12 protein-coding genes are annotated in these 15,468 nt (G+C 64.7%); 10 read left to right on the forward strand and 2 right to left on the reverse strand.

Annotation, left to right across the window (positions count from 1 at the left end):
• Positions 1-56 precede the first annotated feature (56 nt).
• The 3 genes from ACVIIV_RS09450 to ACVIIV_RS09460 are packed head-to-tail and all read left to right on the forward strand — an operon-like array spanning position 57 to position 3,632.
• Positions 57-1,727: an MFS transporter gene (locus tag ACVIIV_RS09450; protein ID WP_456743943.1), complete on the forward strand. Its 1,671-nt coding sequence runs from the start codon at positions 57-59 to the stop codon at positions 1,725-1,727.
• Between the two features lie 43 nt (positions 1,728-1,770).
• Positions 1,771-2,643 carry an MBL fold metallo-hydrolase gene (locus tag ACVIIV_RS09455; protein WP_456743944.1) on the forward strand — a complete coding sequence of 291 codons (873 nt, stop codon included), beginning with the start codon at positions 1,771-1,773 and terminating at the stop codon, positions 2,641-2,643.
• A gap of 17 nt (positions 2,644-2,660) precedes the next feature.
• Positions 2,661-3,632 carry an alpha/beta hydrolase gene (locus ACVIIV_RS09460; RefSeq protein ID WP_456743945.1) on the forward strand — a complete coding sequence of 324 codons (972 nt, stop codon included), beginning with the start codon at positions 2,661-2,663 and terminating at the stop codon, positions 3,630-3,632.
• Positions 3,633-3,706: 74 nt separating this feature from the next.
• On the opposite strand, the gene ACVIIV_RS09465 is transcribed toward ACVIIV_RS09460, so the two are convergent.
• On the reverse strand, positions 3,707-4,660 hold the full coding sequence (locus ACVIIV_RS09465) for a LysR family transcriptional regulator (RefSeq protein WP_456743946.1): 954 nt from the start codon (positions 4,658-4,660) through the stop codon (positions 3,707-3,709).
• A gap of 98 nt (positions 4,661-4,758) precedes the next feature.
• Between ACVIIV_RS09465 and ACVIIV_RS09470 the strand changes: the two genes are divergently transcribed.
• From ACVIIV_RS09470 to recQ, 7 genes are all read left to right on the forward strand, one after another.
• On the forward strand, positions 4,759-5,940 hold the full coding sequence (locus ACVIIV_RS09470) for an MFS transporter (protein ID WP_456743947.1): 1,182 nt from the start codon (positions 4,759-4,761) through the stop codon (positions 5,938-5,940).
• A gap of 10 nt (positions 5,941-5,950) precedes the next feature.
• Positions 5,951-6,985, forward strand: a complete 1,035-nt coding sequence (locus ACVIIV_RS09475; protein ID WP_456743948.1) for an aldo/keto reductase — start codon at positions 5,951-5,953, stop codon at positions 6,983-6,985.
• Positions 6,986-7,110: 125 nt separating this feature from the next.
• Positions 7,111-8,685 carry an amidase family protein gene (locus tag ACVIIV_RS09480; protein ID WP_456743949.1) on the forward strand — a complete coding sequence of 525 codons (1,575 nt, stop codon included), beginning with the start codon at positions 7,111-7,113 and terminating at the stop codon, positions 8,683-8,685.
• Positions 8,686-8,973: 288 nt separating this feature from the next.
• Positions 8,974-10,275, forward strand: a complete 1,302-nt coding sequence (locus tag ACVIIV_RS09485) for an O-acetylhomoserine aminocarboxypropyltransferase/cysteine synthase family protein (RefSeq protein WP_456743950.1) — start codon at positions 8,974-8,976, stop codon at positions 10,273-10,275.
• A gap of 12 nt (positions 10,276-10,287) precedes the next feature.
• The gene (metA, locus tag ACVIIV_RS09490) at positions 10,288-11,286 is read left to right on the forward strand and encodes a homoserine O-succinyltransferase MetA (RefSeq protein WP_456743951.1); all 999 of its coding nucleotides are present in this window, start codon (positions 10,288-10,290) and stop codon (positions 11,284-11,286) included.
• A gap of 105 nt (positions 11,287-11,391) precedes the next feature.
• The gene (locus ACVIIV_RS09495; protein ID WP_456743952.1) at positions 11,392-12,135 is read left to right on the forward strand and encodes a polysaccharide deacetylase family protein; all 744 of its coding nucleotides are present in this window, start codon (positions 11,392-11,394) and stop codon (positions 12,133-12,135) included.
• A gap of 244 nt (positions 12,136-12,379) precedes the next feature.
• Positions 12,380-14,245: a DNA helicase RecQ gene (gene recQ, locus ACVIIV_RS09500; RefSeq protein ID WP_456743953.1), complete on the forward strand. Its 1,866-nt coding sequence runs from the start codon at positions 12,380-12,382 to the stop codon at positions 14,243-14,245.
• Positions 14,246-14,444: 199 nt separating this feature from the next.
• Here the strand turns inward: recQ and ACVIIV_RS09505 are convergent, their stop codons facing one another.
• Positions 14,445-15,461: a 1-aminocyclopropane-1-carboxylate deaminase gene (locus tag ACVIIV_RS09505; protein ID WP_456743954.1), complete on the reverse strand. Its 1,017-nt coding sequence runs from the start codon at positions 15,459-15,461 to the stop codon at positions 14,445-14,447.
• Positions 15,462-15,468: the final 7 nt, after the last annotated feature.

Raw genomic sequence — 15,468 nt, forward strand, 5'->3', positions numbered from 1 at the left:
AACGCAAGCCGGATCATACGGGCCGCGAAAGCGGACAACACAGTTGGGGGGTACAGATGAGAAAGCTGCCAAACGCCGGTCCTGCCGCGGCGGAGCCCACCATCGAGTTGCAGCGAAGGGTCATGATCGCAGCGACTGCCGGTACGGTCATCGAGTGGTACGATTTCTTCATGTACATCTCGGTGGCTTCGGCCATCTCGGTCAATTTCTTCTCGGGTGACAATCCGGTCTGGGCCAATGTTTTCGCGCTTCTCACCTTCGGCACGGGCTATCTCGTTCGTCCGTTCGGAGCGCTGGTGTTCGGTCGCATCGGCGACATGATCGGACGCAAGCAAACCTTTCTCACCACGATCCTGATGATGGGATTCTCGACCGTTGCCGTCGGCCTGGTGCCGAGCTATGCGTCGATCGGCCTGTGGGCGCCTTCGATTTTGATCTTGCTGCGAATGATCCAGGGACTGGCTCTTGGCGGCGAGTATGGCGGCGCCGCGACCTACATCGCGGAGCATGCCCCGCAGGGGCGCCGCGGCTGGCTGACGTCCTGGCTGCAAACGTCTGCACCGATCGGCTTCGCTCTTTCGATGCTATCCGTGTATCTCATGCGCTCCAGCATGACGCCCGAGGCATTCAATGACTGGGGCTGGCGCATCCTGTTCATCAGTTCGGTGTTGCCGCTCGCGATCTCGGTCTGGATTCGGTTGAAGCTGCAGGAATCGCCGCTCTTCCTCAAGATGAAGAATGAGGGGACGCTCTCGAAGTCTCCGATCTACGACACGCTCCGGGTGCTGCCGAATCTGAAGCGCGTGCTGATCGCGATGTTTGCGATGGTCGTCCCCCAGAGCGTGCTGCTGGTCGGTGCCCAGATCTATTCTCTGGTGTTTCTCACCGGCACGGCCAAGGTCGATCCGCAGATCGCGAGTCTCATGGTCGGCGCGGCCCTGATGCTGACGCTGCCGGTGATGATCTTCTTTGGCTGGTTGAGCGACCGCTACGGTACCAAGATATTCATCCTGGCCGCCTGCGTCATCGGCACGTTCACCTACCTCCCGCTCTACAAGGCGCTTACCTTCTATGCCAACCCTGCGCTCCACGCTGCGCAGGCCGCCGTACCTGTAACCGTTGCGGTGGATTCATCGGAGTGCTCCTTCCAATTCAATCCGATCGGAACGGCGAAGTTCACCAAGGGGTGCGATGTCGCCAAGAACGCCCTGATCCGGTTCGGCGCTCCCTATTCGACCAGGTCCGAAGCAAAAGGGGCGGTCGCGACGGTTTTCGTTGGCACCAACGCAATTCCGGTTGGTGCCGCAGGGCAGGCTCCGGATGTTGCGGCGTTCACCGCCAAGCTGAAGCATGCGCTTGAGGAGGCCGGATATCCGAGCCGTGCCGATCCAGGTGCGATGAATTTCGGCATGATCATTCTGGTGCTGGCGGCGCTGAGCACGGTTGCCGGCATGATCTTCGGTCCGTTGGCATCGGCGATGACCGATCTGTTTCCACCCCAGGTGCGCTACACGTCGGTCTCGTTCAGCTATCATGTGGGCAACGGCTATTTCGGCGGTCTTTTGCCGGCGATCGCCGCGGCACTCCAGATCGCGAGCGGCGATATATACGCCGGTCTGTACTACGTGATGGTGATTTCGGCGATCTCGTTCTTCGTCGGCTTGTTCTGGCTTCAATCGGCGCCGGCAGCAGCCAAGGTCGAGGCAGTCGCGGCCGTCGCGGCCTAGCGGTCACGCCTCAATCTGCACAAAGCAAGAAAGTCTGTTTCAAATGACCGCAATGCACGCGATCGGCAACGTTGCCATTCGTAAGGTTGTCGAGATCCGAGGTCCGGGTTTCGCCCCGGACTTCCTCTTCCCGGGTTGGGATCCGTCGGTTCTGGAGAAGCACCGGGCGTTGATGATCCCGGATTGCTTCGACGAGGCGGAGGGGCGCTTCATCGCGAGCATCCACACCTGGGTTCTGAAGACGCACCACCATACGATCCTGGTCGACAGTTGCGCAGGCAACGACAAGAACCGTCCGATGCTGCCACGCTTTCATCAGCTGAATCTGCCTTTCCTCGACCGGCTGGCGGAAGCAGGGGTCGCACCCGAACAGGTCGATTATGTCTGCTGTACCCACCTGCACGCCGATCATTGCGGCTGGAACACGCGACTCCTCGACGGCCGCTGGGTGCCGACATTCCCGAATGCCAAGTACGTCTTCTCCAAGGCCGAATACGATCATTGGTCCGGCCCGGCTGGCAAGGAAGGCTTCAGCGCAGGCGTATTCGAGGACAGCGTTCTTCCTGTCATCCAGAGCGGACAGGCCGAGATCGTCGATGGCGAGGCTGCGATCGGGGACGGTCTTACGTTCCATCCGACCCCGGGGCACAGCCCTGGTCACGTCGCGATCCAGCTCACTGACCAGGGTCAGAAGGCACTCTTCAGCGGCGACATCATGCATCAGCCCCTTCAGATCTTTCGTCCGGACTGGAACAGCGTGTTTTGTGAGGACGAGGAGCGCGCCCGCGCATCGCGCCGCTGGCTTCTCGAACAGGCCGCGGAAGATCGCTCGACCGTTTTCACGGCTCATTTCGCCAACACGTCAGCCGGACACGTCACGCGTAGCGGCGACAGGTTCGACTGGCGGTTCGTGTAACCTGAGAGGACACCGAGATGCATAAATCGATCGCCGACGCCATCATCAGCGAAGAGATGATGATCCAGAGCGATACCGCAGGGATCGAACTCTTCGTTCGCAACAAGCGACGGTCCGACCTGGTCCGGTTCTCGGCCGACAAGACGGTCTTGTTCGTCGCGGGATCGACCTATCCGGCGTCGGCTTCGTTCGACCTTCGCCTGGATGGCCTGTCCTGGATGGATCATCTGGCCCAGGAGGGCTATGACGTCTATCTCGTCGATGTCCGCGGCTATGGGCGGTCGACCCGTCCGACCGAAATGGAAGCACCGGCGTCCGACAATCAGCCGATCGTGCGCACGCCCGTCGCTGTGCGCGACGTCGCGAGCGCTGCTGCGTTCATCCGGTCGCGGCGAGGTGTCGACAAGATCAACCTGATCGGATGGTCGTGGGGTACGACGCTGATGTCACGCTACGCCTCGGAGAACCTGGCGCACGTCAACAAGCTTGCTCTGATCGCGCCGCAATGGCTGCGGACGACCCCGAGCGCGGCTGATTCCGGCGGCCCCCTCGGAGCCTACCGTATCGTCGAACGCTCGGCGACCAAGAGCCGCTGGCTCAACGGCGTTCCCGATCAGAAGAAGGATATGATTCTACCGGCGGCCTGGTTCGATGCGTGGGCGGAGGCGACCTTTGCCAAAACCGGACTCGGGCCGGACAAGCTGCGTGCGCCGAACGGAACGGTCCAGGACAGCCGGGAATATTGGGCGTCCGGCAAGCCGCTCTATGATCCTACCCTGCTCGCGGTACCGGTCTTGATCGTCCACGCCGAATGGGATCGCGACTGCCCGATGGATATGGCGCAGGCGGTGTTCAGCAAGCTCTCGGCGGCGCCATATCGCCGATGGGTCGAGATCGGCGAAGGCACGCACTCGGTATTCATGGAGAAGAATCGCTGGCAGGTCTTCGCTGCTGTCGACGGTTTCCTTGGTGAACGGCCTGCAGCCTGAAGAGGGCACACCGCGATCGCCCGGTTGCTCCATGTTTCAATGGGGATTGACTGACGCTCTCTCTGTCATGGGCCTCATCCCACCACCCTCCACCTCCCATCCCCCGCCCGCTTCAGCGCGGGATCGCTCACCCGCACATGCTCGGCGAGGAAATCGATGAACGCGCGCACGCGCGCCGGAAGCGGCGCGGTGTGGCCGACATAGACGGCGTGGATGTCCTCGCGGTCGCCGGGATTGTAGCCTTGCAGCACCGGAACGAGGCGGCCGGATTCGATGTCGGGGCCGATGTGGAAGAGGGCGAGGCGCGCGAGACCGACGCCGCCGAGGCAGAGGCGGCGGGCGGCTTCGCCGTCGCTGGCGCGCGCGACGGGCGGGGGCAGGGCCTCCTCGGTGTGGTCGCCGCGCTTGAACGGCCAGCCGCGGATGCTGCGCGGAAAGGTCCAGCCGATGCCGCGGTGATCGGCGAGATCGGCCGGTGTCTTCGGCGTGCCGCAGCGGGCGAGATAGTCCGGCGCGCCGACCACGACCATGCGGCTGCTGCCGAGCTTGCGCGCGACGAGCCGTGATGCGCGCAGCGGGCCAACGCGGATGGCGACGTCGGCGCGCTCCTGCATCAGGTCGACCAGCGTATCGGTCAGCACGAGATCGAGCGTGACGTCGGGATGCTGCTTCAGAAAGCGCGGGATCAACGGCATCACATGCAGCATGCCGAAGGGAACGTTGCTGTTCACCGTGAGGCGGCCGCGCGGCGCCGCGCCTGAGGCCGCCTCGCGCTCGGCCTCCTCCATCTCGGCGAGGATGCGCAACGAGCGCTGATAGAAGGCCTGGCCTTCCTCCGTCAGCGTCAGCTTGCGCGTGGTTCGGTTGACCAGCCGCGCGCCGAGCCGCGCCTCCAGCCGCGAGATCAGCTTGCTGACGCCCGACGGCGTCAGGCGCAGTTTTCGTGCGGCCTGTGTGAAGCCGCCGAGATCGACGACGCGGACGAAGACCTCCATCTCGGCGGCGCGGTTGGTATCGAAGCGGGCCATATTGAATTCACGTCACAAATGATTGGATTATGGACATCCTAATGGTTTTGCTGCAGTGCAGCTATCTGCGTGGCTCGTCTCATCCATTGGAGCCACGCATGCCTCCCGCCGTCCTCGCGCTCACCGCCGGTGCCTTTGGCATCGGCACCACCGAATTCATCATCATGGGCTTGCTGCTGCAGGTCGCCGCCGACATGCACGTCTCGGTCCCGGTCGCGGGCCTGCTGATATCAGGCTATGCGCTCGGCGTGTTCGTCGGCGCGCCGGTGCTGACGCTGGCGACGCGGCGGATGCCGCGCAAGACCGTGCTGCTGGCGCTGATGGCGATCTTCACGCTGGGCAATGCGGCTTGCGCGCTGGCGCCGAACTACGAATTGCTGATGGCCGCACGCGTGCTGACCTCGCTCGCCCACGGCACGTTCTTCGGCGTCGGGTCGGTGGTGGCCACCAGCCTCGTCGCCGAGGACAAGCGCGCCTCCGCCATCGCGACCATGTTCATCGGCCTCACGGTCGCGACGCTGCTGGGTGTGCCCTTCGGCGCCTGGTTCGGCCTGATGCTCGGTTGGCGCGCGGCGTTCTGGGCCGTGACTGTTATCGGCGTGATTGCGTTCGCGGTGGTCGCAGCTCTCGTCCCCGGCCATGTCGGCAATGGCGACAAGCCGATCTCGCTTGCCGAAGAAGTGGCCGTGCTCGGCCGTCCGCAGGTGCTGCTCGGTCTTGCGATGACCGTGTTCGGCTTCGCCGGCCTGTTCGTCGTCTTCACCTATATCCAGCCGATCCTGACGCGCTTCACCGGCTTTTCAGAGGCCGCGGTGTCGCCGATCCTGCTGGTGTTCGGCGTTGGCCTTGCGATCGGCAACGTCGCCGGTGGCAGGCTTGCGGACCGCGGCCTCGCACGGGCCCTGACCGGCACGCTTGCCGCGCTTGCGATCGTGCTGCTTGGCCTGGCCGCCGTGCTGTCGATCAAGCTCCTGTCCGTCGCGCTGATCTTGCTGCTCGGCATCGCCGCTTTCGCAACCGTCGCCCCGCTCCAGCTTTGGGTGCTGGAGGCCGCCGGCCCCAGCGGTCGCACGCTCGCGTCCAGCCTCAACATCGCCGCGTTCAATCTCGGCAACGCGCTCGGCGCCTGGGCCGGGGGCGTCACCATCGGTCACGGGCTCGGTCTCTCCGCGCTGCCTCTGGTCGCAGCGGGCATCACGGCCATTGGTCTCGTGCTGGCGCTGTGGAGTCTCCGGCTTGATCGCACGGCGACCGCAGTCGCGGCGTGCCCGGCGGAATAGGAGAGCGATCATGGAATACCGCAATCTCGGCGCTTCCGGGCTCAAAGTCCCCGTCCTCAGCTTCGGCACCGGCACGTTCGGCGGCCAGGGTCCGTTGTTCTCCGCCTGGGGCCGCAGCGGCACCGATGAGGCCCGCAGGCTCGTCGATATCTGCCTCGATGCCGGCGTCAATCTGTTCGACAGCGCCGATGTCTATTCGAACGGCGCCTCCGAGGAGATCCTCGGTGCTGCGATCAAGGGGCGCCGCGACAAGGTGCTGATCTCGACCAAGATGAGCCTGCCGATGGGCGACGGTCCGCTCGATGCCGGCTCGTCGCGGCAGCGACTGCTTGCCTCGGTCGATGCGGCGCTACGACGGCTCGGCACCGACCATGTCGACCTGCTTCAGCTCCACGCCTTCGACGCGTTCACGCCGATCGAGGAGGTGCTGTCCACGCTCGATACGCTCGTGCGCGCCGGCAAGCTGCGCTATGTCGGCGTCTCGAATTTCGCCGGCTGGCAGCTGATGAAGTCGCTCGCCATCGCGGACCGGCATGGCTGGCCGCGCTATGTCGCGCACCAGGTCTATTACTCGCTGCTCGGGCGCGACTATGAATGGGAGCTGATGCCGCTCGCGCGCGATCAGGGTGTCGGCGCACTGGTCTGGAGCCCGCTGGGCTGGGGCCGGCTCACCGGAAAGATCCGGCGCGGCCAGCCGCTGCCGCAAGGAAGCCGCCTGTATGCCACCGCACAGTTCGGTCCGCCCGTGGACGATGCGCGCCTCTATGCCGTTGTTGACGTGCTGGATGCGATTGCCGCGGAGACCGCTCGTACCGTGCCGCAGGTCGCGATTGCCTGGCTCCTGTCGCGTCCCACGGTCTCCTCCGTGATCATCGGGGCACGCGACGAGGCGCAGCTGCGCGACAATCTCGGCGCCGTCGGCTGGTCGCTGAGCGCGGACCAGATCAAGCGGCTCGATGAGGTCACCGAGGTGATGCCGCCTTATCCGTACTATCCCTATCGCGTCCAAGAGGGTTTTGCGCGGCTCAATCCACCGTTGGTATAGGAGCTCGCTCATAGAAGGCTGCGAATTGCGACAGAGCGTCGCGACAATGCGCCATGCAGAAACGCGCCTGTACACGGTCGCGTGACCTCCATAACCTCCGCCGCGCAATTTTTTGGAGATGCGACGTGGCGAAGAAGACTGCAAGCAAGAAGAAAAGTGCTTCAAGGCAGGTAACCAAGACCTCGAGCAAGACGAGCACCGCCCGAAAGGGCGCCATTGCGAAAACCGCGAAGACGACAGTCAAGAAGGCGGCACCGCGCAAGCCAGCCGCGGTCCGCCGCCCCAAGGGGCCGATCTGGCAATGGTCCGCGGTCGAGACCGCGGCCGCGGTCCGCGCCGGCGCGATCTCCGCCGTCGAGACCGTCGAGGCCCATCTGGACCGGATGCGCGCCGTCAATCCCAGGCTGAATGCGGTCGTCGTTGATCTCGGCGAGGAGGCGCTTGCCGCGGCCCGTGCGGCCGACAAGCAGCGCGCCAGGGGCGGCGAGCTCGGCCTCCTGCACGGCGTGCCCATCACCATCAAGGAAAACGTCGATTACGAGGGCCGGCCGAACTTCAACGGCGTGCCCGCCAACAAGAACCTGGTCGCACCCTCCGATGCGCCTGTTGTCCGCAACCTGAAGAAGGCCGGCGCGATCGTCATCGGGCTGACCAATACGCCCGAATTCTCCTTCCGCGGCTTCACCGACAATCCCCTGCATGGGCTGACGCTCAACCCCTGGGATCCTGATATCACCTGCGGCGGCTCCTCGGGCGGCGCGGGTGCGGCAGTCGCGGCCGGCATCGGCACCATCGCCCACGGCAATGACATCGGCGGCTCGCTGCGCTGGCCGGCGCATTGCAACGGCGTTGCCACCATCAAGCCGACGCAGGGCCGCATCCCCGCGTTCAACGCCAGCGCAACGGCGGAGCGGCCGATGCTGGCGCATCTGATGTCGGCGCAGGGGCCGCTCGCGCGCCACGTCGCGGACGTTCGCCTCGCGCTCGAGGTGATGAGCCAGCGCGATCCGCGCGATCCCTGGTGGGTGCCGGCACCGCTGGTCGGCGAAAGGCCGAAGGGGCCGATCAAGGTCGCGCTGGCCAAGATCCCTGAGGACATGGACATCGATCCGTCTGTCTCCGCGGCGCTGCGCCAGGCTGCCGATCATCTCGAACGTTCCGGCTATCGCGTCAGCGAGGTCGAGGTGCCCGACATCAACGGGGTCTGGCAGACCTGGTGCGACATCATCACCAACGAGACCGTGGTGATGCAGGAAGCCTCCATGCTGAAGGTCACGTCCGAAGATTTTCACAAGGCCTGGGGCGGCATGAAGGCCAAGGCCAACGTGCTCGATCTCAAGGCCTGGATGCAGGCGACTGCCGCTCGCAACGGCCACATCCGTGCCTGGCAATTGTTCTTCGAGGAGTATCCGGTCGTGCTGGCGCCGACCACGGTGAAGCCGACGCCGGGCCCGCGCGAGGACGCAATCAGCCCCGAGCGTGTGCGCGAGATCTTCTGGGGCGAGATCCGCTTCATCTCCGCCATCAACGTGTTGGGTCTGCCCGGCGCAGTGGTGCCGGTGGCGCTGCAAGACGGCAAGCCGATCGGCGTGCAGCTGATTGCGGGGCGCTATCGCGAGGATCTCGCACTCGATGCCGCGGCCGCAATCGAGAAGCGCGTCGGCGTGCTCGCACACCGGTTGTGGGAGACGATGGCTTAGGCCTAAGCAAGTACCGCCACGTTGACGATGCGCCCCTTTCGCCGGGTGGGAGAGGGGCGCTCGCAGCGCAGCGGCGAGCTGGATGGTACCGCGCAGGAAGGCGCTATCGGTTAATCGAATTTAACCCGGATTCCGGCCAATTCGCCAGCAAGCGTTAGGGTTACTTCCTCGATCTCTAAGCGAATTATTGTCCGCTTTACCACCCGCCTCTAACAGAGGAACGGCGGATAACGCACATGCCTCATTACAGGCCAATAAGTGCGACCCGCCCCACGCGGAGGTGGCACGATGCGCAACGAGACGATCGCTATTCACGCCGGCTACGAGCCCGAAGCCACGACGCACGCAGTGGCCGTGCCGATCTACCAGACCGCGGCCTACGCTTTCGACAGCGCCGATCATGGCGCGGCCCTGTTCAATCTTGAGACCGAGGGCTTTCGCTATAGCCGCATCGCCAATCCGACCAGCGCGGTGCTGGAGAAGCGTATCGCCCAGCTTGAAGGTGGCCTCGGCGCGCTCGCGGTCGCGACCGGTCAGGCGGCGCTGCATTTCGCCTTCGTCAACGTCGCCGATCACGGCGGCAACATCGTGTCCGTGCCGCAACTCTACGGCACCACGCACACGCTGCTCTCCCACATCCTGCCGCGCCAGGGCATTACCGGTCGCTTCGCCGAGAGCGACAAGCCGGATGCGATCGGGAAGCTGATCGATGAGAACACCCGCGCCGTGTTCGCCGAGACCATCGGCAATCCCGCCGGCAATGTCTGCGACATCGAGGCGGTGGCGAAGATCGCGCATGCGCATGGCGTGCCGCTGATCGTCGACAACACCGTCGCCACCCCGATCTTGCTCAAGCCGTTCGACTACGGCGCCGATATCGCCGTGCATTCGCTGACCAAATTCCTGGGCGGTCACGGCACCACGCTCGGCGGCGCCATCGTCGATTCCGGAAACTTCCCGTGGGCCAAATACGCCGATCGTTTCCCGGCCTACAACAAGCCCGACGCTTCCTATCACGGCCTCGTCTATGCCGAGCGCTTTGGCAAGACCGCCTATATCGAGCGCGCGCGCAGCGTCTATCAGCGCACCATGGGTTCGGTGCTGTCGCCGTTCAACGCCTTCCTGCTGCTCCAGGGCATCGAGACCGTTGCGCTGCGCATGGAGCGCCACGTCGAGAACGCCCGCAAGGTCGCCGAATTCTTGCGTGGCGATCCGCGCGTCGCTTGGGTCAATTATACGGGCTTCCCGGACAGCCCCTATTATCCGCTCGTGCAGAAATATCTGAACGGTAACGCCTCCTCGCTGTTCACCTTCGGCATCAAGGGCGGCATGGAGGCCGGCAAGACCTTCTATGACGCGCTGAAGCTGATCACGCGCCTCGTCAATATCGGCGATGCCAAGTCGCTCGCCTGTCATCCGGCTTCGACCACCCACCGGCAGATGTCGGCGGAGCAGCAGCGCGTCGCCGGCGTGCTGCCGGAGACCATCCGCTTGTCAATCGGCATCGAGCATGTCTCGGACATCATCGCGGACATCGACCAGGCGCTGGAAAAGGCCTGCCCGTCGGCGCGCCTCGAGGCCGCGGAGTAGGCGGCGTCACCCATGACGGTCTTGATCGACAAGGATCAAGTCATCGCGGGCCCGACGCTGGTGCCGGCCGCGCACGATCTCGCGCACGGTGCTGGCGCCGAACTCACCATCGGCCTCGTCAACAACATGCCGGATCCGGCGCTGAAGGCGACCGAACGGCAGTTCATGAAGCTGCTCCAGGCCGCAGCAGGTGCGTGCCGCATCCGCTTCCACTGCTTCTCGCTTCCTAGCGTGAAGCGCTCGCCGGAAGCGAAGTGGCATGTCGAGAGCGAATATTCCGCCCTGTCCGATCTCGAGCGCGGCAAATTCGATGGGCTGATCGTGACCGGCGCAGAACCGATCGCGCCCGAGCTGGACCAGGAGCCATACTGGCGCGACCTCACGAACCTGATCGACTGGGCCAAGACCAACACGCGCTCGACGATCTGGTCGTGCCTTGCCGCGCATGCCGCGGTGCTGCATCTCGACGGCATTGAACGGCGGCGGCTGCCGGCCAAGTGTCACGGCATTTTCGATTGCGACGTCGTGACGAGCGATTCCCTGACCCGTGCTGCGCCTGCGCAGCTCAAGGTCTCGCATTCACGCCTGAACGAGATCGCCGAGAGCGATCTTGCGCAGGCCGGTTATCGGGTGCTGACGCGCTCGGCGGCGGCCGGCGTCGACGTCTTCGTTCGCCAATATGCCAGCCGCTTCGTGTTTTTCCAGGGCCACCCGGAATATGACGCGCTGTCGCTCCAGCGCGAATATCTGCGCGACATCGGCCGCTATCTCGCGCGCGAGCGCGACAACTATCCGCGCCTGCCGGTGAGCTATTTTGACGCAGCGACGGAAGAGAAACTGGTTCGCTTCGAGAAGAAGGCGGCACACCAGCGCCATCCGGCCCTCACCAACGAGCTGCCTGGGCTGAACTTGCGCGCCGATATCGACGCTGGCAACGCGGCCGCGATGCTATTTCGTAATTGGTTGCGCTATCTCGGCGCTGGCGCCGACGCCTCGGTGGCGGCGCGCTAGCCGAAGGGGTCTTGGTGCCGCATTAGGATTACCCGAGCGTTAGGCTTGCCTCAACCTGCGCACGAATGTTTCAGTAGAGAAATAGGACATCACGGGAAACGCTGCGTGTGGTCGGCACTCCAGGGACGCGTGAGCAATCGGCTGGCCCGGCATTTCCGTGCCGCGCCGCACCGGCTGCCCGCGCATGCGCCGATGGTGAGCTTCACCTTCGACGATGCCCCCGACAGCGCCGCAGGCGAGGGCGCCGAGCTTCTGGAGCAGCATGGCGGCCGCGGCACCTATTACCTCGCCGGCAGCCTGATCGATCGTCCCTCGGATCATTGGCATGGGCTGACGAACGACGCGATTGTGCGACTTCACCGTGCGGGTCATGAGATTGCCTGCCATACCTTCTCGCACCACTGCGCGGTCGATCTTGACGAGGCGGCCATGGCCGACGAGATCGAGCGGAACCGCAGTTATTTCCGCAACATCGATTCCTCGATCAAGCTGGAGAATTTCGCCTATCCGTATGGCCTCGCTTCGGTGTGGCGCAAGCCGCAGCTTGCAAGGACATACCGCTCGGCGCGCGGCATCCTTCCCGGCGTAAATCGCGACCTTATCGATCTCCAATTCCTGCGCGCTTCGCCGTTGATCGATTGCGAGATCGATGCGGCAGGCATTGATCGCTATTTCGACGAGGCGGTCGAGAGCGGGGGCTGGCTGATCTTCTACGGCCACGACGTCGTGAACGCGCCGAGCCCCTATGGCTGCACACCGCACCTGATGCGACATGCGCTCGAAGCGGCCGGCAAGCGCAACATGCCGATCGTGACAGTCGCCGAAGCGCTCCGGCGAATCGGGGCGTAGCTCTCACCTCTCCCCGCTTGCGGGGAGAGGTCGGATCGCATCGACAGATGCGATCCGGGTGAGGGGGTACAGGTCCATCGGCGATCCCATGCGCGGAGAGGGCCCCTCACCCCAACCCTCTCCCCGTAAGAACGGGGAGAGGGAGAGGAAGCAGCGGTGCCAGCTCGTCGATACCCTTGCCACGCCCGCGCCAGCATGCGACTGGCCTTGTGACGAATCTCACGGCCTTGTTCCCGACGCGCCCATGTCCGCTCCCTCCACCGCTCCGCTGCCTGCGCCGGCCAACGGCCGCGACGCGCTGTCGGTGCTGCATTCGGTGTTCGGCCTGCCGGGCTTTCGCGGCGCGCAGGGCGAGATCATCCGGCATGTCACCGACGGCGGCAATTGCCTGGTGCTGATGCCGACCGGCGGCGGCAAGTCGCTGTGCTACCAGCTTCCGTCCTTGCTGCGCGAAGGCTGCGGCATCGTGGTCTCGCCGTTGATCGCCTTGATGCGCGACCAGGTCGCCGGCCTGATCGAGGCCGGCGTCAATGCCGCCGCGCTGAACTCGTCGCTGTCGCCGCAGGAGGCGTCCGATATCGAGCGGCGCCTGCTCGCGGGCGATCTCGACCTGCTCTATGTCGCGCCGGAACGCCTGGTCACGCCGCGCTGCCTGTCTCTGCTGGCGCAAGCGAAGGTGGCGCTGTTCGCGATCGACGAGGCGCATTGCGTCTCGCAATGGGGCCATGATTTCCGACCCGAATATGTCGGCCTCTCCATCATCGCCGAGCGCTTTCCCGACGTGCCGCGCATCGCGCTTACCGCGACCGCCGACGAGCTGACGCGCAAGGAGATCGTCGAGCGGCTTCGGCTGACGGGCGCGCCACAGTTTGTCTCGAGCTTCGACCGGCCCAACATCCGCTACGAGATCGTCGACAAGCGCAACGCGGTGTCGCAGCTGAAGGAGTTCATCCGCGAGCGCCACATGGGTGATGCCGGCGTGGTCTATTGCCTCTCGCGCAACCGTGTCGAGGAGGTTGCTGCCGCGCTTCAGGATGCCGGCATTGCGGCGCTGCCCTATCACGCCGGCCTCGACGGAGCGTTGCGCTCGCGTAACCAGGACCGCTTCCTCAACGAGGACGGCATCGTCATCGTCGCGACCATCGCCTTCGGCATGGGCATCGACAAGCCTGATGTGCGCTTCGTCGCCCATCTCGATCTGCCCAAGAGCATCGAGGCCTATTACCAGGAGACGGGGCGCGCCGGCCGTGACGGCAAGCCGTCGGCGGCCTGGATGGCCTACGGGCTCTCGGACATCGTGCAGCAGCGCCGCATGATCGACGAGTCCAACGCCTCCGACGAATTCAAGCGGGTCTCGATCGGCAAGCTCGATGCGCTGGTCGGCCTCGCCGAGACGCCGCATTGCCGGCGCCGGCGGCTGCTCGCCTATTTCGGCGAGATCGTGATGGCCGAGAGCTGCGGCAATTGCGACAATTGCTTGGCGCCGCCCAAGATGCGCGACGGCAAGGTTTTGGCGCAGAAGCTGCTCTCCTGCGTCTATCGCACCGGACAGCGTTTCGGCGCCATGCATCTGATCGACGTGCTGGTGGGACGCTTGACCGAGAAGGTCACGCAGTTCGGCCACGACAAGCTGTCGGTGTTCGGCATCGGGCGCGAGCTCAACGAGAAGCAGTGGCGCACGGTGCTGCGGCAGCTCGTGGCGATGGGCCATTTGCAGAGCGACAGCGAGGCGTTCGGCGCCCTGAAGCTGACGGAGTCCTCGCGCGGCGTGCTGCGCGGCGAAACCGAGGTGTGGCTGCGCGAGGAGGCGCCGGGCACCCGCATCCGTTCGAGTCGCGCCAAATCCCGCCGCGGCGATCTCGCACCCACGGCCAGCACGCCGCAAGGCGATGTCGATCCCGAGCTGCGCGCGCGCCTGCGCGCCTGGCGGTCAGAGGTCGCGCGCGAACGCGGCGTGCCGGCCTATGTGGTGCTGCACGATGCCACCATCGACGGCATCGTCCGGGCCTGGCCGACCACGCTCGACGAGCTCCGCAACGTACCGGGCATCGGCGACAAGAAGCTCGAGCATTACGGCGACGAGCTGCTGCAGATTGTCAGGACGCGGTAGCGAGCCTCGATCTCTCCACATCGTCATCCCGGACAAGCGTAGCACAGATCCGGGATCCATAACCACAGGCCAATCTGGTTATGGAAGCTGGCAACTGCGAGTCTTCGCAAAACTCTTGCTGCGGCGTATGGGTCCCGGGTCTGCGCTTACGCTTGCCCGGGGACGACATCGGTGGATGAGGCGAGAGCTACGCCCTCACTCACCCATTCCTAAACGCATACGCATATCCGTTCAGCGCCGGCGCGCCGCCGAGATGGGCGTAGAGGATCTTCGCGCCCTTCTCGAAATAGCCCTTCTTCGCAAGATCGATCAGGCCCTGCATCGATTTGCCCTCGTAGACGGGATCGGTGATCATGCCTTCGAGACGCGCGGTGAGGCGGATCGCTTCCTTGGTCTCCTCCGACGGCACGCCATAGGCGGGATAGGCGTAGTCCTCGATCAGCACGACGTCGTCAGCGACGAGCTCATTGCCGAGCTCGACGAGTTTTGCCGTGTTCTGCGCGATCTCGAGCACTTGCGCCTTGGTCTGCGCCGGCGTGAAGGAGGCATCGATGCCGATCACCTTGCGGGCGCGGCCGTCGGCGGCGAAGCCGACCAGCATGCCGGCGTGGGTGGAGCCGGTGACGGTGCAGCCGATGACGTAGTCGAACTTGAAGCCGAGCTCGGCTTCCTGCTTGCGCACCTCCTCGGCGAAGCCGACATAGCCGAGGCCGCCAAACTTGTGCACGGAGGCGCCGGCGGGAATCGCATAGGGCTTGCCGCCCGCCGCCTTCACCTCCTCGATCGCCTGCTCCCAGCTCTTGCGGATGCCGATGTCGAAGCCGTCGTCGACCAGGCGTACGTCGGCCCCCATGATGCGTGAGAGCATGATGTTGCCGACGCGGTCATAGACGGCGTCCTCGTGCGGCACCCAGGCTTCCTGCACCAGGCGGCACTTCATGCCGAGCTTGGCCGCGACCGCGGCGATCATGCGGGTGTGGTTGGACTGCACGCCGCCGATCGAGACCAGCGTGTCGGCGTTGGAGGCAATCGCATCGGGAATGATGTATTCGAGCTTGCGCAGCTTGTTGCCGCCATAGGCGAGACCGGAATTGCAGTCCTCGCGCTTGGCATAGATCTCGACATTGCCGCCGAGATGTTTTGACAACCGCTCCAGCTTCTCGATCGGCGTCGGGCCGAAGGTCAGCGGATAGCGCGGAAATTTGTCGAGCTTCATGGGTCAA

This window comes from Bradyrhizobium sp. USDA 4354, assembly GCF_054060315.1.

Coding starts and splice junctions, on each gene's coding strand:
- ACVIIV_RS09450 (WP_456743943.1), top strand. CDS start 57: ATGAGAAAGCTGCCAAACGCCGGTCCTGCCGCGGCGGAGCCCACCATC.
- ACVIIV_RS09455 (WP_456743944.1), top strand. CDS start 1,771: ATGACCGCAATGCACGCGATCGGCAACGTTGCCATTCGTAAGGTTGTC.
- ACVIIV_RS09460 (WP_456743945.1), top strand. CDS start 2,661: ATGCATAAATCGATCGCCGACGCCATCATCAGCGAAGAGATGATGATC.
- ACVIIV_RS09465 (WP_456743946.1), bottom strand. CDS start 4,660: ATGGCCCGCTTCGATACCAACCGCGCCGCCGAGATGGAGGTCTTCGTC.
- ACVIIV_RS09470 (WP_456743947.1), top strand. CDS start 4,759: ATGCCTCCCGCCGTCCTCGCGCTCACCGCCGGTGCCTTTGGCATCGGC.
- ACVIIV_RS09475 (WP_456743948.1), top strand. CDS start 5,951: ATGGAATACCGCAATCTCGGCGCTTCCGGGCTCAAAGTCCCCGTCCTC.
- ACVIIV_RS09485 (WP_456743950.1), top strand. CDS start 8,974: ATGCGCAACGAGACGATCGCTATTCACGCCGGCTACGAGCCCGAAGCC.
- metA (WP_456743951.1), top strand. CDS start 10,288: ATGACGGTCTTGATCGACAAGGATCAAGTCATCGCGGGCCCGACGCTG.
- recQ (WP_456743953.1), top strand. CDS start 12,380: ATGTCCGCTCCCTCCACCGCTCCGCTGCCTGCGCCGGCCAACGGCCGC.
- ACVIIV_RS09505 (WP_456743954.1), bottom strand. CDS start 15,461: ATGAAGCTCGACAAATTTCCGCGCTATCCGCTGACCTTCGGCCCGACG.